Raw genomic sequence first — 25011 nt, 5'->3', positions numbered from 1 at the left:
CATTCGCAAACGCGACCGGTCGCCCCTGGAGACCCATGCTTTATCTTGCTTCCCGCTCTCCGCGTCGACGCGAACTGCTGACTCGCCTCGGGCTGGAATTTGCCGTGCTCGAGCTGGACGTGCCCGAACAGCGACAGGCGGACGAAACCGCGCAGGCCTACGTCTCCCGGGTCGCCCGCGACAAGGCGCTTGCGGGCCTGGCCCGCGTGTCCGGCGAGCCGGATGCCCTGGTCCTGGGTTGCGACACCGAGGTGATTCTGGACGAGGACGTGTTCGGCAAGCCGCGCGACAGTGCCGAGGCGGCAGCGATGCTGCGACGGCTGTCGGGCGTGCCGCACACCGTGGTCTCCGCGCTCGCGCTGGTCTCGGCGTCGCGCCACGAAGAGGCTGTGTCGGTGTCCGAGGTGCGCTTCGCGCGCTTGCCCGATGCCGTCATCGATGCCTACGTCGACAGCGGCGAGCCCTTCGGCAAGGCCGGTGGCTACGCGATCCAGGGACTTGCCGAGGCATTCGTTGAGCGCCTCGACGGCAGCCATTCCGGCGTCATGGGATTGCCGCTGCACCAGAGCGCGCAACTGCTGGCGACATTCGGTCTCGGCCCGTTGGCCGCCGGCCTGCCCACCTGCGCAACGGAGGCGCCATGAGCGAGGAAATCCTGGTCAACGTCACCCCGCGCGAGACGCGGGTGGCCGTGGTCGAGAACGGCATGTTGCAGGAGCTTCATATCGAGCGTGGCTGGGCCCGCGGCGTGGTCGGCAACGTCTACAAGGGCAAGGTGCAACGGGTGATGCCCGGGATGCAGGCGGCCTTCGTGGAGATCGGGCTGGAGCGCGCGGCGTTCCTGCATGCGGCCGATATCGTCCGGCCCTCCGCGCCCGCGCTGACCGGCGAGGAGGACCCGAACGCGCCACCGCCGCCGACCCGGCCGATCAGCGAATTGCTGCGCGACGGCCAGGAAATCATCGTCCAGGTGGTCAAGGACCCGATCGGTGGCAAGGGCGCCCGGTTGACCACGCTGACCAGCATTCCCTCGCGCTACCTGGTGCTGCTGCCGCACACGCGGGTGATCGGGGTCTCGGCCCGGATCGAGGATGAGGCCGAGCGTGCCCGGCTCAAGGGCATCGTCGGTGGACTCACGGCCGCAGGCGACACCCACGGCTACATCGTGCGCACCAACGCCGAAGGCCAGCCCGAGGAGGCCCTGGCCGACGACGTGGCCTACCTGGCGCGGGTGTGGAGCCTGATCGGCGAGCGTTCCGCCAGCGCCCGCGTGGGCGAGTGCATCTATGAGGACCTGACCCTGCCGCTGCGCGCGGTGCGCGACCTGATCCGCCGCGACGTGGACAAGGTCAAGGTGGATTCGCGCGAGACCTTCGAGCGGCTGCGCACGTTTGCATCGCAGTTCATGAGCGCCGCCGGCGCGGCCGGGACGACGGAGCTGGCGCAGAAGATCGGGCACTACGCCGGCGAGCGGCCGATCTTCGACCTCTACGGGGTCGAGGACGAGATCCAGCGCGCCCTCGACAAGCAGGTGCCGCTGAAATCCGGGGGCTACCTGGTGATCGACCAGACCGAGGCGATGACCACGGTGGACATCAACACCGGCTCCTTCCTGGGCCAGCGCAACCTGGAGGAGACGGTTTACCGCACCAACCTGGAGGCCGCGCAATCGGTGGCCCGCCAGCTGCGCCTGCGCAACCTGGGCGGGATCATCATCATCGACTTCATCGACATGAACGATGCCGAGCACAAGCGCCAGGTCCTGCGCACGCTGGAGAAGGCGCTGGCCAAGGACCACGCCAAGACCACGGTGTATGACTTCTCGCCGCTGGGACTGGTGGAGATGACGCGCAAGCGCACCACCGAGAGCCTGCAGCGCCAGCTCACCGAGGCGTGCCACGAGTGCAACGGGCGCGGCACGCTGAAGACGCCCGAAACGGTCACCTACGAGATCTTCCGCGAAATCGTGCGCCAGGTACGCCAGTTCGACGCCGACCGCCTGATGGTGATGGCCTCGCCCAAGGTGGTCGCGCGGATTACCGAGGAGGAGTCGACCGCGGTCGCCGAGCTGGAGGAATTCCTCGGCAAGTCGATCCGCTTCCAGGCCGATGACCAGTACGCCCAGGAGCAGTTCGATGTCGTCCTGCTCTGACGCCTCCCGCCTGGACTGAGATGCCGACGCCGCTGCGCCGCCGATTGCGACTGGCCCGCCGGGGCGTGGGCTACACCGTGGGGATCGTGCTGGTGCTGCTGGCGCTGGTGATCGCGGTGGCCAGCCAGTTGCTGCCGCTGGTGGAGCGCCACCCCGACCGCGTCGCCGCCTGGCTGGGCGAGCGGGTCGGGCGTCCAGTGGCATTCGACCGTCTGCAAACCGGCTGGACGCGTCGCGGCCCCTTGCTGCAGTTGCACAACCTGCGCCTGGGCGAGGGCGCGGACGTGTTCGATGTCGGCGATGCCGAGATGCTGCTGTCCATCTACGCCGGGCTGTGGCCGGGCGTGCCGCTGTCGGAGCTGCGCCTTCGCGGCCTGGAACTGGTCCTGGAACGGTCGCCCGACGGCCGCTGGCAGGTGCGCGGACTGCCGGGCCAGCGCGAGGCGGACGGCGATCCGTTCCACTCGCTGGAAGGGCTGGGCGAGCTGCAGGTGAGCGACGGCGCACTGACCGTGCTGGCCCCCGATCTGGGACTGGATCTGAACGTGCCGCGCATCGACCTGCGCCTGCGCGTGCAGGGCGATCGCGTCCGTGCCGGCCTGCGCGCCTGGCCGGAGGAGCTGTCCTCCGCGACTCCCAGGGACAACCGCGATGACGGCCGCCCGGCACCCGTGGTCGCGATGCTGGACTTCCACCGCCACGGCGGTGCCGGCCGTGCGTATGTCGGAATCGACCGCGCCGAGCTGCAGCCGCTGGCCTCGGTGCTCGACCTGCACGGCATCACCCTGCAGACGGGCGACGGCCGCGCCAGGGCATGGGCCGATCTGGAGGACAAGCGCCTGGTCGGGGTCAAGCTGGAGACGACGCTGGAGCGCGTGGTGCTGGCCGGTTCGACGATCGCTCCGGTGCCCGGCGCCGCCGGCCAGATTCCGCTGCAGGTGATCGACCTGCTCGAGAGCCGGGTGATCTGGCGACGCACCGATGGTGGCTGGCAGCTGGACGCGCCGCTGCTGCATCTGCAGACGCAGGGCGAGGACCACCGCTTCGGTCCGCTGACCCTCGCCGCCGGTCGCCAATACGGGCTCGTGGCCGAGCATATCGATCTGCAGCCGCTGGCGTCGCTGGCCGTGCTCAGCAACCAGCTGCCCGGACCGCTGCGGCATTGGCTGTTGCATGCGCGCCCGCACGGATCGCTGTCGGGGGTGGATCTGCAGGGACGCCGCGACGGCGGCATGCAGGGCGCCGTGCGCATCGACGGTTTGGGCTTTGCGCCGCTGGGCAACGCGCCGGGCATCAACGGGCTGGCGGCGGACGTGCGCGGTGACGCCGAGGGCTTCAGTGCCCAGCTGGATCCGTCCGCGGCGATGAGCTTTGACTGGCCGCGCGGCTTCGGGGTGCCCCATGTGGTCCATCTGACGGGCAACGTGGCCGGCTGGCGCGGGCCGGACGGCTGGCAGGCGGGCACGTCCGCGCTGCGCATCCAAGGTCCGGATTTCGGCGCCAACGTCCGCGGCGGGCTGGGTTGGAACGGCGATGGCGGACGTCCGCGGATCGACCTGGCGGCGACGGTGGACGAGACCCGCCTGCCGGTCGCCAAGGGGTTCTGGGTGCGCCACCTGATGCCCGAGGCGCTGTTGCACTGGCTGGACACCGCGCTGGTCGACGGCATCGTCCGCGACGGCCGCGCGATAGTCTCCGGCGACTTGGACGACTGGCCGTTCGATGACCACACCGGCCGCTTCGAGGCCAGCGCACACATTACCGACGCCACGGTCGCGTTCCAGCCCGACTGGCCGGCCGCGACCGGGCTCGACCTGCAGGCCAGCTTCATCGGCAACGGCCTGGACATCAGCGGTCACGGCACGCTGGCCGGAATCGCGATCCCCAGCGTGAAGGCCAGCGTCGACCATTACGATCACGGCACGCTGGCCATCCAGGCCAAGGGCAGCAGCGACGTGTCGCGCCTGCTCGGGCTGCTGCGCGCCAGCCCGCTGCAGCAACTCAATCCGGAGACGTTCGCCTCGATCAAGGGCTCAGGTCCCGCGGAGGTCGATTTCGCCATGGCGCTGCCGATGGTCGAGCACGGCGCCCTGGCGATCGACGGCAATGTCCGCCTGGCCGGCGCGCGCCTGGCGGATCCGCGCTGGGGGCTGGCATTCGAGCAGGTGCGCGGTCCCGTGACCTACACCCAGAACGGTTTCCGCGCCGACCGCCTTGACGTGCAGATGGGCGGTCGCCCGGGCAAGTTGTCGCTGCGCTCGGGCAAGGATGCGGTTCGCGACTCGGGCAACGTGCTGGAGGCCGACCTGCAGGCCCAGTTCGGCGCCGATACGCTGCTGGCGCGGGCACCGGAGCTGGGCTGGCTCGCGCCCTACATGCACGGTCGCTCTTCGTGGACGGTGGGTGTGCTCGTGCCCGCAGCAGGCACCGGCAGCGGCGGTGCTGCGCGCCTGAAGCTGCAGTCCGACCTGGTGGGTACGGCGCTGACGCTGCCTGCGCCGCTGGCCAAGCCGGCAGGGCAGCGGCTGGCGGCTACGGTGGAGACCGCCCTGCCGCTGGAGCAGGGCGAGGTGCAGGTCGTCCTGGGCGATGTGCTGGCCCTGCGTGCGCGCAGCAGCGGTCAACGCACCGGCATCCGCGCCGCGCTCGGGACCGCCACGCTGCCGGCGCCGGCGCCGGCCTCCGGGCTGATCGCCAGCGGTCGCGCGCGCAGTCTGGACGCGATCGGCTGGGTCGGCCTGGCCCGGGCCGGCGCGGGTGATGGAAGCGGCGCAGGCGTGCCATTGGGCCAGATCGACATCCGCACCGATCGGCTGCAGCTGTTTGGCGGGGAGTTCGGTGATGCCCGCGTTCGTGTCTCGCCCGGGGCGGGCGGCGCGCTGCTGGTGCAGGCGGAGGGCCCGCGCCTTCAGGGCCGTCTGCAGGTGCCCGAGTCGTCGACCGCACCGGTCTCGGGCCGGTTTGAACGCGTCCACTGGCGTCTGCCCACGAAGGCGGCAGGCGCACCCAAGCCCGCGCCGCATGTTGCCACCGCCACCGTCGACGAGGACATCGATCCGGCGCGCATCCCGCCGCTCGCGCTGGATATCGACGACCTGCGCCTGGACGATGCGGTGCTGGGCCGGGCGTCGCTGCGCACGCGCGCGACCGCCGCTGGCCTGCAGATCGAGCATTTCAGTGCGCAGAGGCCCGGCCAGCGGATTGACGTCCGCGGCAGCTGGACCGGACGTGGCAGGGTTGCGCGCACCCGTTTTGAAGTCGACCTGGCGAGCACCGATTTCGGCCGCCTGCTCGCGGGCCTGGGCCACGTCGGGCGACTCGACGGTGGCGAGGGCCGCATGTCGCTGGCCGCCGAATGGCCGGGCGGTCCGATGCAGTTCGAGCTGGTGAAGGTGTCCGGCAACCTGAAGGGCGAGGTGCGCGACGGTCGCCTGCTGGACGTGGAGCCGGGAGCCGGACGCGTGCTGGGCCTGCTCAGCATCGCCGAACTGCCGCGCCGGCTGATGCTCGACTTCCGCGATTTCTTCTCCAAGGGCTTTGCCTTCAACGAGGCCAAGGGCGACATCCGCTTTGCCGGCGGTATGGCGAGCAGCGATGACCTGCGCATCGAAGGCCCGGCGGCGCGGATCAACATCCGCGGCGAAGCCGACCTGCGCGCGGAAACCTTCAACCAGACGATCGAGGTGCTGCCGCGGTCCGGCAACCTGCTGACCGTGGCCGGTGCGCTGGCCGGTGGGCCGGTGGGGGCGGCGATCGGCGCAGCGGCCAACGCGGTGCTGCGCAAACCGCTGGGCCAGATCGGCGCGAAAACCTATCGCGTCAGCGGTCCCTGGAAGGATCCGCACGTGGACGTGGTCAGCCGGGAACCCGAGCGCAACGGCCAGGCGCGGCCGGCCGCGTCTGCGGCAGGGCCGGGCAACGCGTCCTCACCCGCGCCGCCGCCGGAGACGGGCACGCGCCAAAACAGCACGGGCACTTCGGCCCAAGCGCCGGCACGACCTGCCGTGGAGCCGCCGCCTGAGTCACCGGCGCGGCCGCCCGCCGGTTGAAGCGCCCGCAGTCGCCCGCATATCGTCCGGGTGGCTTTGCACCTGCGCGCCGCTGCACCCCCGCCGATTTCTCCCGTGCGCCGCCTTCCCGCCAGGGAGGCCGCCCGTTCCGTCATCACCTCCCCAGAAGATCCCATGACCCACACCCTGCAACTTGCCGAATCCCGCCTCCTGCTGCCCTCAGGGCTTGATGCCGGGGGACTTGAGCGAACCTTCGGCACGCTGCTCGGGCCGGGTATCGACTTTGGCGACCTGTATTTCCAGCATGCCCGCCGCGAGAGCTGGAGCGTGGAGGACGGCATCGTCAAGGACGGCGCGCACTCCATCGAGCAGGGGGTGGGCGTGCGCGCGATCAGCGGCGAGAAGACCGGTTTCGCCTATTCCGATGAGATCAACGCGCAGGCGCTGATCGCCGCGTCCACCTCGGCGCGGGCGATCGCACGCGACGGCGGCAGCCTGACCACACGGCCGCTGGTGCGCGCCAACGCGCAGGCCCTGTACGCGCCGGTGGACCCGGTGGATTCGATGGGCAACGAGGACAAGGTCGAGGCGCTGCGCCGCATCGACAAGCTGCTGCGCGCGGCCGATCCGCGGGTCAAGCAGGTGATCGTCAGCCTCGGCGGCGGCGTGGATACGATCCTGGTGGCCCGCAGCGACGGCATCATGGGCGCCGACGTGCGTCCGCTGGTGCGCTTCAACGTGCAGGTGATTGTCGAGCAGAACGGGCGCCGCGAGTCGGGCTACACCGGTGGCGGCGGGCGTTACGGGTATGCCGAACTGTTCGCTGACGGGAAGCCGGAAGCCTGGGCGCGCGAGGCCCTGCGCCAGGCGCTGGTCAACCTGGAAGCCGTCGACGCACCGGCCGGGGTGATGCCGGTGGTGCTCGGCAACGGCTGGCCCGGCGTGCTGCTGCACGAGGCGGTCGGGCACGGCCTGGAGGGCGATTTCAACCGCAAGGGCACCAGCACCTACGCCGGCCGCATGGGCCAGCGTGTCGCCGCGCCCGGCGTGACGATCGTTGATGACGGCACCCTGCCGGGGCGCCGCGGCTCGCTCAACATCGATGATGAGGGCGAGCAGACCCAATGCACCACGCTGATCGAGGACGGGGTGCTGGTGGGCTACATGCAGGACAGCCTCAACGCGCGCCTGATGGGCATGGCGCCCACCGGCAACGGTCGCCGCGAATCCTTCGCCCACCTGCCGATGCCGCGCATGACCAATACCTACATGCTCGCCGGCAAGCACGATCCGGAGGAGATGATCCGTTCGGTCAAGCGCGGGCTGTACGCGGTCAACTTTGGCGGCGGCCAGGTCGATATCACCAGCGGCAAGTACGTGTTTTCGGCCACCGAGGCCTACATGATCGAAGACGGGAAGATCACCGCGCCGGTCAAGGGCGCCACGCTGATCGGCAACGGCCCGGAGACCATGCAGAAGGTGCGCATGATTGGCCACGACCTGGCGCTGGATGAAGGTGTCGGCGTATGCGGCAAGGACGGCCAGAGCGTGCCGGTCGGCGTCGGCCAGCCGTCGCTGCTGATCGATGGCATCACCGTGGGTGGCACCCAGGCGTGATGCCGCAGGTCGGCTACGGCTGGCGCTGGTCCGCTGCGTCGTCGTCGAGCGCGCGCTCGTCGATGGTTTCGTCGCCCAGCGCTTCGTCGTCGAGCACCTCGTCGCCGGCCTCCAAGCCCGCGGCACCGGCGACCGGCATCTCCGGCAGCAGGATCAGTTCGCGCAGCTGCCGGAACAGCTCGCGCGCGGCGCGCGGCGGCTTGTTGCGCTTGCGCTCCTCCAGCGCATTGCGGACCAGCTGGCGCAGGCCTTGGCGGTCGGCGTCGGGGTACAGGTCCAGCAATTCGGTCAGGGCGGCATCGCTCTCGGCCAGCAGCCGGTCACGCCAGGCCTCGACGCGGTGCATGATCGCGGTTTCGCGCCTTGCGGTATCGCCTTTCTCGTCGAGCGCGTCGCGGATCGCCTCCATCACCGCGTCATCCTCGCGCCGCATCTGCTTGGCCAGGAACGCCAGCTGGCGCTTGTGGGCGATGTGCGAGGTGATCCGGCGTGCCTCGCGGATGTGCGGCAGCAGATCTTCCGGCACCGGCATCCGGGCCAGCTGCGCCTCGCTGAGGGCGACCAGCTGCTCGGCGATGGCGGCCACTTCAAGCGCCTCGCGCCGCTGCTGGCTGCGGCTCTCGCCACGGAATTCGCCGGTTTCCTCGTCTATGCCGCGCATCGTTGGATCCTACATTTTCCGGTCGCCACGGGTCTGGCCCGCCGCGACCGCATCAAGAACAGACTCCGGGGCGATCGCCCGGAACCACAGCCTGCAAGGATAAGACATTGAACGAGCTGCGCCCGACCCATCCATCCCCCCTTTCCCACAGCGAGGAGCAACTGGACATGCTGGCCGGCCTGTCGCGGCGGCTGCTGGACGCCGCCCGAGCCAACGGCGCCGACCAGGCCGAGGTGTCGTGCTCGGAGGAGTCCGGGCTGAACGTCAGCGTGCGCATGGGCGAGGTGGAGACGGTCGAGTCGACCCGCGACCGCTCGATTGCGGTCACGGTCTACTTCGATGGTCGCAAGGGCAGCGCGTCCACGGCCGACCTGCGTGAGGAAAGCCTGGCCACGACCGTGGACCAGGCGTGCGCGATCGCGCGCCACACCGAGCGCGATCCGGCCGCCGGGCTGGCCGACGCCGAGCTGATGGCGACCGACCTGCGCGAGTTCGACAGTTGGCATCCCTGGGATATCCAGGCCGATGAGGCGATCGACCTGGCGCTCGCCTGTGAACAGGCGGGCCGCGATGCCGATGCGCGTCTGGAAAACTCCGACGGCGCCTCGGCGAGCAGTGGCAGCACGGTGTCGGTGTACGCCAACTCGCACGGCTTCGTCGGCCGCGAGCGCGGCACCCACCACAGCCTGGGCTGCGCGCTGATCGCCGGCCGTGGCGAGCAGATGCAGCGCGACGGCTGGTACGACATTGCGCTCGCCGCCGAAGACCTGGAACCGGCCAGCGCGATCGGTCGCAAGGCCGCCGAGCGGGCGATCTCGCGCCTGGCACCGCGGCAGGTCCCCACCGGCGCCTATCCGGTGCTGTTCTCGGCCGAGGTCGCGCGCGGGCTGGTCGGCCACCTGCTCGGCGCGGTGTCCGGCGGCGCCCTGTACCGGCGCGCCAGTTTCCTGCTCGACAGCGTGGGCACGCAGATCTTCCCGGAGTGGTTCGCCCTGCATGAGCTGCCGTTCCTGCCGCGCGGCTTCCGCTCGGCCTCGTTCGATGCCGAGGGCGTCGCCACCCGAGAGTCCGCGCTGGTGGAAGGCGGCGTGTTGCAGCGCTACGTGCTGGGCAGCTACTCGGCGCGGCGCCTGGGTCTGCAGACCACCGCCAACGCCGGCGGCGTGCACAACCTGCAGGTCGCCAGCAATGCCGGCGATCTGCCGGCAATGCTGGCCGGGATGGGCACCGGACTGCTGGTGACCCAGCTGATGGGGCAGGGCGTGAACACCATCACCGGCGATTACTCGCGCGGCGCGGGTGGCTTCTGGATCCAGGACGGCCAGATCCAGTACCCGGTCGATGGCATCACCATCGCCGGCAACCTGAAGGACATGTTCGCCGCCATCGAGGCCGTCGGCAGCGACGTCGACCACCGTTCGCACATCCGCACCGGCTCGATCCTGGTCGGGCGGATGACGGTCGCCGGCGAAGGCTGAGCCGGCTCGATTGACCTGCCCGCGGGCAGGGCACATGCTTTCAAGCATCCATTCAGGGGGTTTGGCATGAACGTTCACGAACACGATCCACTTGGTACACCGCCGCAGGACGAGGGCGTCCCCGTCCAGCAGCGTCAATGGGCGATGTTTGCCCACCTGTCCGCGTTGACCGGCATCTTCACCGGCGGTCTGGGCTGCGTGCTCGGCCCGCTGATCATCTGGCTGATCCAGAGGGAAACGATGCCGTTCGTAGACGACCAGGCCAAGGAAGCGCTCAACTTCAACATCACCATCGCCATCGTTACGCTGGCGCTGGTGGCCGTCGGCACGGTGCTGCTGGTGATCCTGATCGGCTTCCTGTTCTACCTTGCCGCCTTCGCGGTGGGCATCTACTGGCTGGTGATGACCATCATCGCGACCATCAAGAGCAACGAAGGCATTGCCTACCGCTATCCGATGACGCTGCGTCTGGTCAGCTGATTCCTGCATCGGCCGGTCGTTACGCCATACCTGCAGGCACGGGCCCGGGAGAGTGATTTCCCGGGCCCGCTTGCGTCTGGCACTTCGCCGTCAGCGGCTGACGCGCTGGTCGAGCCGGTCCATGCGCGCGGCCAGCGGCGGATGCGTACGGTACAGCTGCGACATGCGCGCCGGACGGGTGCCCAGGGCGGCCATCTTCTGCAGCACCGCGTAGAACGACAGCGGGTCGAACCCGGCGCGCGCCAGGTACACCCCGGCCGCTTCGTCCGCGCGGTATTCGGCGTCGCGGTCCAGGCTGCTTATCATCACCGCCGCGCCGTGGGTATCGACGTAGTCGCGCGCGAAATCCGCTGCAATGCCGTGTGGCCGGACCTGGGCCATCGCGACGTCCTTGCCAACCTTGGCGATCTCCTGCTTGCGGATCACCTCAAAGTGGTCGCGCTGGACGACGTGGCCGAGTTCGTGGGCGATTACCGCCGCCAGCTCGGCGTCGTCGTCGAGCAGGTCGTACATGCCGCGGGTGACCAGGATGTAGCCGCCCGGAGCGGCGTAGGCGTTGATCTCGCCATCGTCGATGACCCCGAAGGTCCAGGGCAGTTGCGGTCGCGAGGTCTGCGAGGCGACCCAGCGGCCGACCAGGTTGATGCGCTTCTGTGCTTCCGGGTTGGCCCACAGCGGCGCCGCGCCCAGCACCCGCCCGGCAATGGCCGGCCCGAGCTCGAGTTCCTCGGCGGCCAGCTCCTGCTCGGACTTGCCGACCGCACGATCGGCAACCCGCATCGCGCTGTCGGCGATCGCACCGCCGCCAAGCCGCGATAGCAGCCCGCGCGCCGACGACAGGGTCGCGCGCTTCTCGGCCTGGGTCGCCTGCCCACCGCTGCCACGCGCGGCCGCCGCATCCGGTCCCCAGGCGATGCGTACCGGCTGCCAGCCCTGGCTGCGCGCGTGTGCGCCAGCGGTCTCTGCGCTGACGCTGTAGGCCTGCAACCTCGACAGTCCGGCAGCGTCGTTGCGGGCGGTCCGCAGCGTGGTCTCGTTGATACCGCGCACGCTTGCTGTCTCCGTGCTCCTGCCCTGGCCGGCGTTGCCACCGAACAGCGCCTGACTGTTGGCGGTGGGGGTCTCGGTGCCGGCGCTCGCCACCCGCACCTCGTTGATGCGCACGTAACCACTGCCGCCATCGGCCAACTGCAGCCGGTACCACAGGCCGTTCTGGTCGACGATCTTCACCGCTGCATTGCGCTGCAGGACGGCGATCTTGCCGGCCTTGAGGTCCGGTGCGCTGCGCACCTCCACCGAGGGTTTGTGCACGACCGCGGGCATCTCCGCGGTCGCGGCAATGGCGCCGGCGGTGAGGAGCAGCGCGGGCAGGATCGCCACGCCGATGCGTTTGCTGATGAGCTTCATGCGGTTTCTCCATCGGGCCCGGGGCCCGTATCCAGGAAGGTGTTGGCGGCCTCCAGCGGCCGCTCGGGGAGTTGGTTGAAGTCCTGGCGAAGCAGACTGCGCAGTTTCAGTCGGCGCGCGTCGGGACTGGCGCCGCCGGTTTCCGCCATCGCGAGACTGATCGCCAGCTGCGCGCGCGCCGCTGGTGCGCGTGGATAGCGCACGAGTTCCGCCTGCAGAGCATCCAGATCCTTGCGGACCCGGTCGCGCAGCGTCGCCTCGCTGCTGCCGTTCCACAGCAAGGTGGCGATGTCATCCAGCATCGCGGTCATCACGTGCTTGCGCTCCACGATGCCGTCGATCATGACGATCCCGTCCCCGGCATAGACGTGGCGGCGCAGGACGCGCCGGTACTCGCGCCGCCGGACCTTGTAGCTGCGCGCCGACAAGGTCGGATCCGGCAGCAGGCGCAGGCGCACCACCGCCGTCCACGGCTCGGCGGCCGGATCGTGCTCGGCGGTGTAGTCGCTGTTGCCGTCAGCGCGTCCGCGCTGCACGCCTGAGTACATCCGGCACGCGCCGAAACACAGGCTGACGAAGCCGACGCTGGCGAAGATGTCCAGGAAGACTCCGAACAACGTCAGCCCGGCAAAAGCGAGCAGCAACAGCAGCGCATTGATCGCCACGAACACCGAATCCACGTCCTTGTGTGGCTGCCCGCGCCAAAAGACCAGCGTGGTCAGCAGGGTCGCCAACGCGGCGAGCACGTATTTCACCCATCCCGGCGGCATCCGGATCGCGCTTCCGGCCACCAGCGCCTCGGTCGCCTCGGCGAGGACCTCCACCCCCGGCATCGCGCGGTTGACCGGGGTGGGCTTGACGTCGTTGATGCCCGCGGCCGTGTACCCCACCAGCGCCACTGTGTCGCTCAGGGACGGCATCGGGTGGGCGTCGGAATGGCAGATCGGCCGCTGCTCGATGATGTCGGCGGCACTGGCGTAGGGCAGTTGCGAGCGGGTCCGCCAGTTGACGCGCAGCAAGGGCTTTCGCGGGTGGTGAACCGCTGCGATTGGGTGATCCGCCAGGGCGGCCAGGCGCAATGGCAACGCGGGGATGTTCCAGTCGCCCGCCTCCAGGTAGAGCAGCACGTCGCGCACCACGCCGTCCTCGGCCCGGGCGACATTGACCAGCGCGCTTTGGCGCGCCATGGCCTCTCCATAGGGCAGCATCAGCGCGACCGTCGGCCCAGGGATGGTTGCGGCCCGCGTGCGCGCATACGCCGCAGGCGCCAGGTCGGCGGTCAGCGATGCGCGCCCGTCAAAGTCGCGGTGCAGGCGCGAGGCGGCGAACAGGAACCGGCCGTCGCCCGCCTTGGCCATCTCTTCCAGCAGCAGGTCGCCCTGTGGATCCTGCGCGGAGCGATCGGCGAACAGGACGTCGAAACCCACCCCGCGCACGCCGGCGCGGTCGAGCCCGTCGATCAGGTCGGCGTGGCGTGCGCGGCTCCATGGCCAGCCGCCTTCACCGACGCTGCGGAAGTAGTCGATGGAGCAGTCATCGATCTCGACCACCACCACCCGGCCCGACGGCGTGGGCTCAACGGGGCGCCACTGAAGCACTTGGTCGAAGATTGCATCCTCGGCGGCGTCGAGCGACCGCTCGTGGGTCCAGTCCCACCCCAGCCAGCCAATCGCCGCCATCGCCAGCAGTGGGAAGAACGCGAAACGCAGCCGCAGCGTCAGCCACGCCAGCGGCCGACGATAGCCGCGCAGGACGACCGTCCAGGCGTCCATCGCGCGGACGCCCAGCGTTGCCATGCGTGTGTGTAGCCATGCCAGTACGGCATGGCCGGGGCCGTTGCCCATCGCGCTACCTGCTATGCCGAAACCCGTGTCCCCTCCACCTACGAGGCTTGGGGACGAAACCGGTCAGAAGCGGCGTTCGACCGCCTGGCGTCCGAGCGCGGCGAGCAGGCGCGCGCGCTCACCAAACGGCTCCAGCGCATCGTCCATGCGCGCGGCGAGCGCCTGCAGGCGGGCTTGCGAGGCCTGCATTCCCAGCAGCGCGGGAAAGGTGGCCTTGTCCTGGACGGCGTCCTTGCCGGCGGTCTTGCCCAGCGTGTCGCTGTCGCCCTCGACGTCGAGGATGTCGTCGCGGACCTGGAATGCCAGGCCAAGGGCGCCGGCGTAGACATCCAGTCGCGCGAGGTCAGCTTCGCTGGCGTTCGCGCACAGGGCGCCCATGCGCACCGCGGCGCGGATCAGCGCCCCGGTCTTGAGGGCGTGCAGGTGCTCCAGCGCCTCGATGCCGATGGCAGCGCCGTTGCCGGTCGCCGCCAGGTCCAGCGCTTGGCCGCCGCACATCCCGGCGCTGCCGGCCGCTTGGGCGAGGGTGCGCATCAGGGCGACGCGGATGGCATCGGCCACCGGCGCGTCGGCGAGCACGCTGAAGGCGTGGGTCTGCAAGGCATCACCGGCGAGGATCGCGGTGGCCTCGTCAAAGGCGATATGCACGGTTGGCTGGTTGCGGCGCAGGTCGTCATCGTCCATCGCCGGCAGGTCGTCGTGCACCAGCGAGTAGGCGTGGACCAGTTCGATGGCGACCGCCGGGGCGTCCAGCGCGACCGGATCGGCGCCGCACAGGTCGCCAGCGGCGTAGACCAGCAGCGGCCGCATGCGTTTGCCGCCCAGCAGCGCGGCGTGGTGCATGGCCGCGTGCAGCCGGTGGGCGCCGCCGTCCGCACTCGGCAGTGCGGCGGCTAGGGCGAGGTCGATCCGCTCCCGCCACTGCGCCAGACGCGTCTCAGGCATCGGGCGCGGAAGGATCGGGCAGGGGATGGAATTCCTCGCCGCTGTCGGGATCCTGCGGGTCGCTGAGCAGGCGCACGCGCAGCTCGGCCTGTTCCAGCGCGGTCTGGCAACTGCGGTACAGGCCGACGCCGCGCTCGTAGGCGGCCAGTGATTCTTCCAGGCTCAGGTCGCCCTTTTCCATCTTTTCGACCAGCTGCTCGAGGGCGTCCAGCGAGGTTTCGAAATGGGCAACGGGCGAAGCTTCGGTATCGGGTTTGCGGGGCATCCGTGCAGTGTCGGCCAGCGCACGCGGAGGGTCAATGCAGGGCGAGCTGCGGGCCCATGAGGGTCAATGATCGGTCGGCAGCCACCGCAGGCGGGCACCGTGCAGGTCCAGCCAGGCGGCGAACTCCGCTGCGTAGGCCAGGTCGGCCACGGCCAGCACCGCGCCGTCGGTGTTCTTCAACAAGGGCAGGCCGTCTCGTTGCCACGGTGGAACACCCAGATCCGGGAGCAGGTGCTTCAGCGAGTGGCTGTGGGTGCGGCCCGGCAGGGTGATCCGCTCGCCTCCGCGCCGGGTCGTGACCAGGCCGGGCGATGGCAGGAGCGGTGCGCCTTCCAGGGTCAACTCGCCGTGTGGGAGCTTTAAGGGCTCGCCGCCGTCCCAGGCTGCGGTCCAGCCAAGCGGCACTTCGCCCTGCACCCTGCCTGCGTACAACCCATCGCGCCAGGCGCGGATCACCGCGTCGTTCCACTGGAAGCGCGCCGAGGCATCGGGGCGTGCGTGCAGCAGGTCCGCCTCGATGCGTGCCACGCCGTGCGCCGGCAGCGGGGGCAGTTTGAGTCCGGCGATCCAGCGTCGCAGCACGCGCGCACGGCGAGCGTCGGGCAGGGTGCGCAGCGCAGCGCGTGAGAGCACTCGCGGGCTTTCGCCGGTGCTCGCCGCCAGCGCAGCCGCGTCCTCTTCTTCCAGCAGCTGCTGTGCTTCCCCGCACAGGGTGGCGGAACGCGCGAACGCGGATTCGGCATGCGGCCAACGCGAGCGCAGCAGCGGCAGGACCTGCTGGCGCAGGAAATTGCGATCGAAACTGCAATCGGTGTTGCTGGGGTCCTCGATCCAGTCGAGGCCGTGCGCGGTCGCATAGGCCAGCAGCGTCTCGCGCGAGGTATCCAGCAGCGGTCGCCACAGCCGTCCCGGGCCAAACCCCCGCCAGCGCCGGATCGACGCGAGGCCGTTCACGCCCGATCCACGCAACGCGCGCAGCAGAAAAGTTTCGGCCTGGTCGTCGCGGTGGTGGCCCAGTACCAGCACCTCCCCGCGCGCCATCAGACCGGCGAATGCCGCATGCCGCGCATCGCGAGCCGCGGCCTCGGTGCCGCTTCCTTCAGCCCGCACCACGACCCGGATCGTGTCCAGCGCAATGTCGAGCGACTGGCAGGCCCCCTCGCAGTGCGCGCTCCAACGGTCGGCGTCGGCCTGCAGGCCGTGGTGGATGTGCACGGCGCGCAGTCCACGCGCACGAACGGCCGCATCGCTGGACAGTGCATGCAGGAGCACGGTGGAATCCAGCCCACCGCTGAAGCCGACCAGCAGCGGCGCGTCGGGGCGGTCGTGGAAGGGCAGGCCGGGGAGATCTCCGGCCGGCCGGGAGCTGGGCGTGTGCATGGGCAAATGGTGCCACGGCGCAATACTTGCGGCCGGGCCCCCGACGCCGGGCCGTCACGCCGCCCCGTGACGCGCGCGTACCGTCGTGCTTGTTAACGTTGACCGCTCGAATCGCGATCGGAGCACGCCTTGAGTCACCTGTTTGAACCCCTGCAGCAACGATCCGTCGACTTCCGCAACCGTCTGGTGGTCTCGCCCATGTGCCAGTACTCGGCGCGTGATGGCATGCCCGACGACTGGCACCTGGTGCACTTGGGCAGCCGCGCGGCCGGCGGTGCGGGCGCGGTGATCGCCGAGGCCACGGCGATCGCGCCCGAGGGGCGGATTTCGCCGGAGGACACCGGCATCTGGAACGACGCCCAGAGCGACGCCTGGACCCGCATCGCAGACTTTATAGAGCAGCAGGGCGCGGTGGCCGGCATCCAGTTGGCCCACGCCGGGCGCAAGGCCAGCACCTACGCGCCGTGGCGGGGACGCGGAGCCGTCGCGCCGTCGGACGGGGGCTGGACACCCGTGGCGCCAACGGCGCTGTCCTTCGATGCCCACTACGCCCAGCCGCGGGCGCTCGAGCGTTCCGGCATCGCCCGGATCATCGAGGGCTTCGCGATGGCTGCGCGTCGTTCGCTGGCGGCGGGCTTCCGCCTGCTGGAAGTCCACGCCGCCCACGGCTATCTCCTCCACCAGTTCCTGTCGCCGCTGTCGAACCGGCGCGAGGACGACTACGGCGGCAGTTTCCAGAACCGGATCCGCCTGCTGCTGGAAGTGCTGGATGTGGTGCGCAATGAATGGCCGGCCGATCTGCCGCTGTGGGTGCGCATCTCGGCGACCGACTGGGCCGAAGGGGGCTGGGACATCGAGCAGAGCATCGCGCTAAGCCGGCTGCTGGCCGGGCACGGCGTCGACCTGGTCGATGTCTCATCCGGCGGGCTGGTGCCGGACGTGACGATCCCGGTCGAGCCGGGGTATCAGGTGCCTTTCGCCGCACGCATCCGCCGCGAGGCCGGCATTGCCACCGGCGCGGTCGGCCTGATCACCAATGCGGCGCAGGCCGAAGCGCTGGTCGCGAACGGCGACGCCGACATGGTCCTGCTGGCCCGCGAGCTGCTGCGCGACCCGTATTTTCCGCAGCGGGCGGCGAAGCAGCTGGGCGCGGAGCTGCCGGTGCCGGTGCAGTACCAGCGCGCCTGGTGACGGCGCGGCGGGGACTCAGGCCGCTTCGTACGCGCCGTAGTTGCGCAGCCGCTCGTAGCGCTGCTGCAGCAACCCGTCCACCGGCAAGGCCTGCAGCGTGTCCAGCTCGTTGAGCAGGACCGCCTTGAGCCGGGTCGCGATCTGGCGCGGGTTGCGATGCGCACCGCCGGTGGGCTCGCGCACGACCTTGTCGATCAGGCCCAGCCCGTGCAGGCGCTTGGCGGTCAGGCCCAGCTGCTCGGCGGCGTCCTTGGCCTTGGCCGGGTCCTTCCACAGGATCGAGGCGCAGCCCTCCGGTGAGATCACCGAGTAGGTGCTGTGCTCGAGCATCACCGTGCAGTCGCCCACGCCGATCGCCAGCGCGCCGCCGGAGCCGCCCTCGCCTATGATCGTGCAGATGATCGGGACCTTCAGCTCGGCCATTTCCAGCAGGTTGCGGGCGATCGCTTCCGACTGGCCGCGTTCTTCGGCGCCGATGCCCGGATACGCGCCCGGGGTGTCGATGAACGTCAGCACCGGCAGCTGGAAACGCTCGGCCAGCTTCATCAGGCGCAGCGCCTTGCGATAGCCCTCGGGCCGTGGCATGCCGAAGTTGCGTCGCACCTTGCTCTTGGTGTCGCGGCCCTTCTCGTGGCCAATGAGGACCACCGGTCGCCCGCCGATGCGGCCCAGGCCGCCCACGATGGCCGGATCGTCGCTGTAGGCCCGGTCGCCGGCCAGCTCCTGGAACTCGTCGCACATCACCCGGATGTAGTCGTTGGTATGCGGGCGCGCGGGATGCCGGGCCAGCTGCGATACCTGCCACGGCGTGAGGTCGCGGAAGATCTGCGCGGTGCGCTTGCGCAGCTTGTCCTGCAGGGTGTGGACTTCGCTGTCGGCATCCACCGCGGACCCGCGGCTGGCCTGGCGCAGCTCCTGGATCTTGGCTTCCAGGTCGGCGATGGGTTGTTCGAAATCGAGGTAGTTCGGGTTCATGGGGTGCCTGGGCTCGGGCAGCCGTACTGCCGTGAAGGCGACAGTCTAACCGACCCCTCTGCGCGGACGCCGCAAGCCACAGCGCACGCGGAGGTGTGCGCTACCCGTTCAGCCCCAAGGCCGGTCCAGCGTGAGCTTGACCGCGCGCACGCCGGGTTCGGCGCGGAGCAGGCCGGCAAGTTCCGCGTCCACCCGCACCGATCCGGCGGCCGGCAGATCGACCATGCCGGCGGCAGCGGGCAGCAGGAGATCAAGCCGGACCCTGGCGCCGCCGGGACGATGACGGGCCAGCAGCGCATCCACCCGCTGCCAGGTGCCGGGCACCTGCAGGTCCAGCCGCAGCGACAGCCGTTTGGCGTAATCGGCGCAGACCTGGTTGTAGTCCCAGCAGCGCTCGGCCTTGAGCGCAAAACCGCCGCTGAAGGCGTCCTCGCGCAGGCCGCCCTTGATCACCAGCAGGCGATCGCGGGTCAGCAGCGGCGCGAAGTCGGTGTAGGTCTCGGAGAAGAACGCGACTTCGAGCCGGCCGTTGCCGTCCTCGATCTGCACGAACATCTGACTGTCGCCCTTCTTGCGCAGCGCGACCACCTGGCCGGCGACGACCGTGTCCAGCTCCGGGCGCCAGCCGCTGCGCGCGCTTTCCGGGCGCGACTCCCAGATCCGCTCCAGCGCGCCCAGATCGTGGCCGATCAGGTCCAGCAACTCGTCGCGATAGGGATCGAAGGGGTGCCCGCTGAGGTAGTGGCCCAGGGTCTCGCGTTCGCCGGCCAGCAGCTGGCCCAGCGGGAATTCGTCGGTCTCGCGCAGCTCGATGTGCAGCGCCGGACTGGCGTCGCCACCGCCGAACAGGCTGACCTGCCCGGCCTCGCGTTCGCGGGCCAGCTGGTCGGTCGCGCGGACCACCTCAGGCAGTTGCAACATCAGGCTGGCGCGGTTCTTTCCCAGCTTGTCCAGGGCGCCGGCGCGGGTCAGCGCTTCCAGCGCGCGGCGGTTGAGCTTGCCGCCTTCCACGCGCTTGCAGAAATCCAGCAGGTCGGCGAAGGGGCCGGCGCGGCGCGCCTGCACGATCGCATCGCACGCGCCGTGACCCACGCCCTTCACCGCGCCCAGGCCGTAGCGGATCGTGCCAACCGGCGGCTTGGGATCGGCGTCGGCCGGTGCAGCGTCAGTGTCCGGCGCCACCGCCTCGAACATGTACGCCGAGGCGTCCACGTCCGGGGGCAACACCTGCAGGTTCATCGCCCGGCACTCGTCCAGGAAGCCGGTGACCTTCTCGGTGTTGTCCATGTCGGACGACAGCACGGCGGCCATGAACTCGGCCGGGTAGTGCACCTTCAGCCAGGCGGTCTGGTACGCGACCAAGGCATAGGCCGCCGAGTGCGACTTGTTGAAGCCGTACTCGGCGAACTTCTCCATCAGGTCGAAGATCGGGCTGGCGACCTTGGCCGGGATACCGTTGGCCAGGCAGCCGGCCTCGAACTTGGCCCGCTCCTTGGCCATTTCCTCAGGCTTCTTCTTGCCCATCGCGCGACGCAGCAGGTCGGCGCCGCCGAGCGAATAGCCCGCCATCACCTGGGCGATCTGCATCACCTGTTCCTGGTACACGATCACGCCGTAGGTCGGGCCCAGCACCGGCTCGAGCGACGGATGCGGGTAGCTGACCTCGGCCACGCCGTGCTTGCGGTCGACCCAGTCCTTGTCCATCCCCGAGCCCAGCGGGCCGGGCCGGAACAGCGCGGCCAGCGCGATGATGTCTTCGAAGGTGTCCGGGCGCGCGCGCTTGAGCAGCTCGCGCATGCCGCGCGACTCGAACTGGAACACCGCCACGCCTTCGCCGCGGGCGAACAGTTCGTAGGTGGCCTTGTCGTCCAGCGGCAGGGTCGTGATGTCCAGCGGTTCCTCGCCGGATCTGGCGCGGCGCACGTTGATCGCCTTGACCGCCCAGTCGATGATCGTCAGCGTGCGCAGGCCGAGGAAGTCGAACTTCACCAGACCCACGGATTCCACGTCGTCCTTGTCGAACTGGGTCACCGGGGTCTTGCCGCGTCCCTCGCCATCGTGCTCGGCGAACAGCGGGCAGAAGTCGCTCAGCGGCGAGGGCGCGATCACCACGCCGCCGGCATGGCGACCGGCGTTGCGGGTCAGGTTTTCCAGACTGAGCGCGAGGTCGAGCAGGTCGCGGACATCGTCCTCGGAGTGGTAGCGCGCGATGAGGTCGCCGGATGCCAGCTCGGGGTTCTTCTTCGCCGCCTCCGACTCGCCCAGCGCATCGCGCAGGCTCACGCCCAGGGTCATCGGGATCAGCTTGGCGATGCCGTCGACGAAGCCATAGGGATGGCCCAGCACGCGCCCGCAGTCGCGCACCACGGCCTTGGCGGCCATGGTGCCGTAGGTGATGATCTGGCTGACCCGGTCGCGGCCGTACTTGCGCGCGACGTAGTCGATCACCTCGTCGCGGCGGTCCATGCAGAAGTCGATGTCGAAGTCGGGCATCGACACCCGTTCCGGATTCAGGAAGCGCTCGAACAGCAGGTCGTAGGGCAGCGGATCCAGGTCGGTGATGCCCAGCGCCCAGGCCACCAGCGAACCGGCACCCGAACCGCGCCCCGGCCCGACCGGGATGCCCTGTTCCTTGCCCCAGTTGATGAAGTCGGCAACGATCAGGAAGTAGCCGGGGAAACCCATCGACAGGATGACGCCCAGCTCGGTGTCCAGGCGGTCCTCGTAGTCCTGCCGGGTCATGTCGTTTGCGAGCCGGCCCTCGACCTGCAGCACCTTCTGCAGCCGCGCGTCCAGCCCGTCGTGCGCCTGGCTGCGCAGCCAGGACTCGATGGTGTGGTCGTCGGGCACCGGGAACGCGGGCAGGTAGTAGGTGCCCAGCTGCATCTCGACGTTGCAGCGGGTCGCCAGCGCGAGCGCGTTGTCGATCGCATCCGGGACATCGGCGAACAGCTCGGCCATCTCTTCCGAGGACTTCAGGTACTGCTCGGCGCTGTACTCCTTCGGCCGCTTGGGGTCGTCGAGCACGCGGCCGGTGGAGATGCAGACGCGGGCTTCGTGGGCATCGAAGCCGTCGCGGTCAAGGAAGCGCACATCGTTGCTCGCGATCAGCGGCAGGCCGCGCTTGGCCGAGGCGTGGATCGCGAATTCGTTGAACACCGGCTCGTCGGCGCGCCCGGTCCGGGTCAGCTCCAGATGCAGGCGGTCATCGAAGATGCCCTGCCAGTCCGCCAGCCACGCCTCGGCCAATTCCGGTCGCTGCGAGGTCGCCATGCGCCCGGCGAGGCTCTGTCGTCCCGCCAGCGCGAACAGGCCTTCGTTGTCCTCGCGCAGCCATTCCGGGCGCAGCGCGACGCTGTCGGTGCGGTGGCCTTCCATCCACATCCGGCTGAGCAGGCGCGACAGGGTCAGGTAACCGGTGTGGTCGCGGCACAGCAGGGTCAGGCGCGAGCTCGCCTCGTTGCCATCGGCCAGGCCGACGTCCGCGCCCAGGATCGGCTTGACCCCGGCCTGTTCCGCGGCGCGGTAGAACTTCACCGCGGCAAACAGGTTGTTGACGTCGGTCAGTGCGACCGCGGGCTGGCCAAGCATCACGCAGCGTTTGACCAGCTCGTTGACCCGGATGGTGGAGTCGACGAGCGAGAATTCGCTGTGCAGGTGCAGGTGGGTGAAGCGAGCTGGCATTCGTGCCGTGGACCGACCGGCTGGGGCAACGCCCAGAGTATCAGCCACCGTCGGCCCGGCAAGGCCTTGACAAGCGAGCACCGGCAGCGGCTTGCGTCTGCGCGTCGCGGGTTGTCGGTCCGCGACGCGCCTGCGTTCAGTTCACCCGGAACCGCCCGGCCTCGTCCGCGGCCAGGTAACTGCTGCGACCGGTCCTGCGGCAATGCTCGATCCAGAGAAATTCGGCGAGTCTTGCATCATCGAACTGGTCGCGGGTGAAACCGAAATAGCGCCGATCCTCACCGCGCAACCGCGCCTCGATGCGGCGCAGGCGGCAGAAGTCGAGGTAGTCGCGCACCTCGTCGGCCAAGGTCGGCCAAGCGGCCTCCACGACCACCGCGCCATCCAGCCAACCCACCACCGGCAGGTTGTGCGGAATCAGCGGCTCCTTGCCGTGCAGGTAATCCAGTACGGCCGCGGAGGCAATCGCCACGATGGCCTGGGTTTCCCATTCGGGGTCTGAACGCATCAGGTCCATGGCGCCAGCGCGACGGATCCGTTCGCGGATGCATTGCGGAATCCGCCCGTCGGGCGAGTACTCCATCAACTCGCGTGCTGCGGTGGCGAGGTGGTCGGCGTCCACCTGCAGATGCTTTGCGCTGATCAAAGTCAGCAATTCGTTGAACCGCTGCAGACGGCCGGCGTCGGGTTCGAATCCACCAATCAGGTGGCGCTTGGCATTGGGTCGCGAGGCGGTGCTGAACAGGCTCGTCGGCAACGGCGACACGATCATCAGGGACGATCTCATGTCAGTGCCCTCGGTTCTTGTCCTTGCCTGGACGGAGTGGCTGGCGGATCCAACGGCAGTCACCGCCATCCGCAACAGGTCGGAGCGTGCGTCACCGGTAGGCGGAGGCATCGTGCGACCGGGCATGCTCCAAGCCATCAGGGTGCGCCGCTGGCGCTTCGATGGCGAGTGCCAGAAGTCGTTGCCGCCGCGCGCTGTTCATGCCGGGAAGCCCGCCACACAAGGCTTTGCGCGTCGAGGTGTGGCGGTCTTCCGAAACGCGCAGTAAACCCGTCACGCCCTGATGCAGGACGAGCTCCGGTTCACCATTGGCCGTCGCGTTCGATCACTGCGCGCACCGGGGCAAAGCTGCGCCGGTGGTGCGGGCAGGCGCCGTGCTGCTCCAGTGCGGCCAGGTGCGCCGGGGTGCAATAGCCCTTGTGGGCGCCGAAGCCGTAGTACGGCCACTGCTCGTCGAGCGCCAGCATCAGCCGGTCGCGGGTCACCTTGGCCAGGATGGATGCGGCCATGATCGTGCGGTCGCGCTGGTCGCCACCGATCCACGCCTCGGCCGGGCACGGCAGGGCCTTGGGAACGACGTTGCCGTCGATGCGCGCGGCCACGGCCACGTGGCTGACGCCCTCGACCGCGCGCCGCATCCCGATCATGGTCGCCTGGTAGATATTGACGCGGTCGATCTCCTCGACCTCGACCGCGACCACGTGCCAGGCCAGCGCCCGTTCCACGATCCGCGCGTACAGCTCCTCGCGGCGTCGCGCGCACAACAGCTTGGAGTCGTCCAGTCCATTGACCGGAGTGCGTCCCGGCGCAAACACCACCGCAGCGACCACGACAGGACCGGCCAGCGGGCCACGGCCGGCCTCATCGACACCCGCGAACGGCCCGGCGACGCGGACGGGTTCGAGGGAGAGTGTGAGTTGATCGGTGCAGCGACCCATCGGCTCAGGATACGAGCTCGACGATCGCCTGTGCAGCCTGCGCGGAGGCGCCGCGGCGCAGCGAGTCGTGCAGCGTCAGGAAGCGCGATTGCAGGGCGCGGGTGTCGCCCCCGCGCAGCCACTTCAGGCACGCATCGGCCAGTGCCTCCGGGCCGCAGTCGTCCTGCATCAGCTCCGGCACGACTTCCTCGCCAGCAAGCACGTTGGGCAGCGCGTAATGGTCAACCTTGAGCATCCCGAGGGTTTTCACCAGCAGGTAGGTCAACGCGGACACCTTGTAGGCGACGACCATCGGCCGCTTGGCCAGCATCGCTTCCAGCGTGGCCGTGCCGGATGCCAGCAGGATGACGTCGCTGGCGACCATCGCGGTGCGCGACTGGCCGTCCACCACGCTCAGCGCTCGCGAAAGTGCGGTCCGGTCAGGATGGTTGGAAAGGATGGTCTGGAACGCGTCGCGCGCCTGCGGCCCGGCCATCGGCGCAACCACCTGGAGCGCCGGTTCGGCGGCAAGCACGCGCGCCGCCGCGCCGATGAAGTCGGCACCCAGACGCTGGATCTCGCCCACCCGTGAGCCCGGCAGCAGCGCCAGCACGGGCCGCTGCGGATCCAGTCCCAGCGTCGCACGCGCTGCGTCGCGGTCGGGTACCAGAGGCATCGTGTCCGCCAGTGGATGGCCGACGAAGCGCGCATCCACGTCGTGGCGGGCGTAGATCGCCGGCTCCATCGGGAACAGGCACAGCACCAGATCCGCGCTCTCGCCGATCCGCGCCGCGCGTTTCTCGCGCCAGGCCCACACCGACGGGCTGACATAGTGCACGGTGCGCACGCCGCGCTGCTTCAGCCACTTCTCCACGCCAAGGTTGAAGTCCGGCGCGTCGATGCCGATGAACACGTCGGGCTGCCACCCCAGCACGCGCCCGCACAGTTCGCGGCGCAGCCGCAACAGCCGCGGCAGGTGGCGCAGCACTTCCGACAGCCCCATCACCGCGAGCTCGGATGCATCGAACCAGGTCTCCATACCTGCATCGCGCATTGCAGCACCGCCGACGCCGACGAATTCCGCGCCGGGCCAGCGCAGGCGGAGCTGTTGGATCAGGTCGGCGCCCAGCAGGTCGCCGGAGGCTTCTCCGGCCACCAGCGCGATGCGTTTGGGTCGGGTCGGGGGGAGCTCGTTGAAGATCTCCGCCACGGCGCGGT

Annotated in this window: 16 protein-coding genes and 2 pseudogenes; 7 read left to right on the top strand and 11 right to left on the bottom strand. The window is 69.7% G+C overall.

Features of this window, described 5'->3' with window-relative positions; translation table 11 throughout:
* Positions 1-35: 35 nt before the first annotated feature.
* From INQ41_RS09495 to tldD, 4 genes are all read left to right on the top strand, one after another.
* Positions 36-644 (top strand): Maf family protein, encoded by a 609-nt coding sequence (locus INQ41_RS09495; RefSeq protein WP_193983965.1) that lies wholly within the window; start codon positions 36-38, stop codon positions 642-644.
* Complete coding sequence (gene rng, locus INQ41_RS09490; RefSeq protein WP_193983963.1) at positions 641-2152, top strand: ribonuclease G; 1512 nt, start codon at positions 641-643, stop codon at positions 2150-2152. Before INQ41_RS09495 ends, rng begins: the two co-directional genes overlap by 4 nt.
* A gap of 20 nt (positions 2153-2172) precedes the next feature.
* Positions 2173-6201, top strand: coding sequence for a YhdP family protein (locus INQ41_RS09485; RefSeq protein ID WP_193983961.1), 4029 nt, complete (start codon positions 2173-2175; stop codon positions 6199-6201).
* 135 nt (positions 6202-6336) lie between these two features.
* Positions 6337-7779 (top strand): metalloprotease TldD, encoded by a 1443-nt coding sequence (tldD, locus tag INQ41_RS09480; RefSeq protein ID WP_193983959.1) that lies wholly within the window; start codon positions 6337-6339, stop codon positions 7777-7779.
* A gap of 13 nt (positions 7780-7792) precedes the next feature.
* Here tldD and yjgA read toward each other — a convergent pair whose 3' ends face one another.
* Positions 7793-8440, bottom strand: a complete 648-nt coding sequence (gene yjgA / locus INQ41_RS09475) for a ribosome biogenesis factor YjgA (protein ID WP_193983957.1) — start codon at positions 8438-8440, stop codon at positions 7793-7795.
* Positions 8441-8607: 167 nt separating this feature from the next.
* Here yjgA and pmbA point away from each other — a divergent pair, with 167 nt between their 5' ends.
* Complete coding sequence (gene pmbA / locus INQ41_RS09470) at positions 8608-9918, top strand: metalloprotease PmbA (protein WP_193987312.1); 1311 nt, start codon at positions 8608-8610, stop codon at positions 9916-9918.
* A gap of 144 nt (positions 9919-10062) precedes the next feature.
* Complete coding sequence (locus tag INQ41_RS09465) at positions 10063-10398, top strand: DUF4870 domain-containing protein (RefSeq protein ID WP_193987311.1); 336 nt, start codon at positions 10063-10065, stop codon at positions 10396-10398.
* A gap of 90 nt (positions 10399-10488) precedes the next feature.
* Here INQ41_RS09465 and INQ41_RS09460 read toward each other — a convergent pair whose 3' ends face one another.
* From INQ41_RS09460 to tilS, 5 genes are all read right to left on the bottom strand, one after another.
* On the bottom strand, positions 10489-11805 hold the full coding sequence (locus INQ41_RS09460) for a M48 family metalloprotease (protein WP_193983955.1): 1317 nt from the start codon (positions 11803-11805) through the stop codon (positions 10489-10491).
* The gene (locus INQ41_RS09455; RefSeq protein ID WP_193983953.1) at positions 11802-13649 is read right to left on the bottom strand and encodes a CHASE2 domain-containing protein; all 1848 of its coding nucleotides are present in this window, start codon (positions 13647-13649) and stop codon (positions 11802-11804) included. The genes INQ41_RS09460 and INQ41_RS09455 overlap by 4 nt, the downstream gene beginning before the upstream one ends.
* A gap of 63 nt (positions 13650-13712) precedes the next feature.
* Positions 13713-14594 carry a polyprenyl synthetase family protein gene (locus tag INQ41_RS09450; RefSeq protein ID WP_193983951.1) on the bottom strand — a complete coding sequence of 294 codons (882 nt, stop codon included), beginning with the start codon at positions 14592-14594 and terminating at the stop codon, positions 13713-13715.
* A complete protein-coding gene (locus tag INQ41_RS09445) occupies positions 14587-14859 on the bottom strand; it encodes an exodeoxyribonuclease VII small subunit (RefSeq protein ID WP_193983949.1) in 273 nt (90 codons plus the stop codon). Before INQ41_RS09445 ends, INQ41_RS09450 begins: the two co-directional genes overlap by 8 nt.
* 63 nt (positions 14860-14922) lie before the next feature.
* Entirely contained in the window at positions 14923-16239 is a 1317-nt protein-coding gene (gene tilS, locus INQ41_RS09440; protein WP_193983947.1) for a tRNA lysidine(34) synthetase TilS, read from the bottom strand.
* A 129-nt stretch (positions 16240-16368) separates the two neighbouring features.
* Here tilS and INQ41_RS09435 point away from each other — a divergent pair, with 129 nt between their 5' ends.
* Positions 16369-17430, top strand: a complete 1062-nt coding sequence (locus tag INQ41_RS09435; protein ID WP_193983945.1) for an NADH:flavin oxidoreductase/NADH oxidase — start codon at positions 16369-16371, stop codon at positions 17428-17430.
* A gap of 15 nt (positions 17431-17445) precedes the next feature.
* Here INQ41_RS09435 and INQ41_RS09430 read toward each other — a convergent pair whose 3' ends face one another.
* The 5 genes and pseudogenes from INQ41_RS09430 to lpxB form a co-directional block, all read right to left on the bottom strand.
* Complete coding sequence (locus INQ41_RS09430) at positions 17446-18405, bottom strand: acetyl-CoA carboxylase carboxyltransferase subunit alpha (RefSeq protein WP_193983943.1); 960 nt, start codon at positions 18403-18405, stop codon at positions 17446-17448.
* Between the two features lie 108 nt (positions 18406-18513).
* Positions 18514-22089 (bottom strand): DNA polymerase III subunit alpha, encoded by a 3576-nt coding sequence (gene dnaE / locus INQ41_RS09425; RefSeq protein ID WP_193983941.1) that lies wholly within the window; start codon positions 22087-22089, stop codon positions 18514-18516.
* A gap of 136 nt (positions 22090-22225) precedes the next feature.
* Complete coding sequence (locus INQ41_RS09420; protein WP_193983939.1) at positions 22226-22876, bottom strand: hypothetical protein; 651 nt, start codon at positions 22874-22876, stop codon at positions 22226-22228.
* 302 nt (positions 22877-23178) lie between these two features.
* Positions 23179-23751, bottom strand: a pseudogene (locus tag INQ41_RS09415) (ribonuclease HII); the annotation flags it as partial.
* A 67-nt stretch (positions 23752-23818) separates the two neighbouring features.
* A pseudogene (gene lpxB / locus INQ41_RS09410) lies at positions 23819-24970 on the bottom strand (lipid-A-disaccharide synthase); the annotation flags it as partial.
* Positions 24971-25011: the final 41 nt, after the last annotated feature.

It is taken from the genome of Lysobacter ciconiae (genome assembly GCF_015209725.1).
Taxonomy (GTDB): domain Bacteria; phylum Pseudomonadota; class Gammaproteobacteria; order Xanthomonadales; family Xanthomonadaceae; genus Novilysobacter; species Novilysobacter ciconiae.
Note: the sequence above shows the minus strand (reverse complement) of the source record. Positions and strands in the feature narration are given on the sequence as shown.

What these genes read in the sequence shown, in the direction of transcription:
- dnaE (WP_193983941.1), bottom strand. Translation starts at nt 22,089, where the DNA reads ATGCCAGCTCGCTTCACCCACCTGCACCTGCACAGCGAATTCTCGCTC.
- INQ41_RS09430 (WP_193983943.1), bottom strand. Translation starts at nt 18,405, where the DNA reads ATGAACCCGAACTACCTCGATTTCGAACAACCCATCGCCGACCTGGAA.
- INQ41_RS09460 (WP_193983955.1), bottom strand. Translation starts at nt 11,805, where the DNA reads ATGAAGCTCATCAGCAAACGCATCGGCGTGGCGATCCTGCCCGCGCTG.
- INQ41_RS09455 (WP_193983953.1), bottom strand. Translation starts at nt 13,649, where the DNA reads ATGGGCAACGGCCCCGGCCATGCCGTACTGGCATGGCTACACACACGC.
- INQ41_RS09465 (WP_193987311.1), top strand. Translation starts at nt 10,063, where the DNA reads ATGTTTGCCCACCTGTCCGCGTTGACCGGCATCTTCACCGGCGGTCTG.
- pmbA (WP_193987312.1), top strand. Translation starts at nt 8,608, where the DNA reads ATGCTGGCCGGCCTGTCGCGGCGGCTGCTGGACGCCGCCCGAGCCAAC.
- INQ41_RS09495 (WP_193983965.1), top strand. Translation starts at nt 36, where the DNA reads ATGCTTTATCTTGCTTCCCGCTCTCCGCGTCGACGCGAACTGCTGACT.
- INQ41_RS09450 (WP_193983951.1), bottom strand. Translation starts at nt 14,594, where the DNA reads ATGCCTGAGACGCGTCTGGCGCAGTGGCGGGAGCGGATCGACCTCGCC.
- INQ41_RS09485 (WP_193983961.1), top strand. Translation starts at nt 2,173, where the DNA reads ATGCCGACGCCGCTGCGCCGCCGATTGCGACTGGCCCGCCGGGGCGTG.
- INQ41_RS09445 (WP_193983949.1), bottom strand. Translation starts at nt 14,859, where the DNA reads ATGCCCCGCAAACCCGATACCGAAGCTTCGCCCGTTGCCCATTTCGAA.
- tldD (WP_193983959.1), top strand. Translation starts at nt 6,337, where the DNA reads ATGACCCACACCCTGCAACTTGCCGAATCCCGCCTCCTGCTGCCCTCA.
- yjgA (WP_193983957.1), bottom strand. Translation starts at nt 8,440, where the DNA reads ATGCGCGGCATAGACGAGGAAACCGGCGAATTCCGTGGCGAGAGCCGC.
- rng (WP_193983963.1), top strand. Translation starts at nt 641, where the DNA reads ATGAGCGAGGAAATCCTGGTCAACGTCACCCCGCGCGAGACGCGGGTG.
- tilS (WP_193983947.1), bottom strand. Translation starts at nt 16,239, where the DNA reads ATGCACACGCCCAGCTCCCGGCCGGCCGGAGATCTCCCCGGCCTGCCC.
- INQ41_RS09420 (WP_193983939.1), bottom strand. Translation starts at nt 22,876, where the DNA reads ATGAGATCGTCCCTGATGATCGTGTCGCCGTTGCCGACGAGCCTGTTC.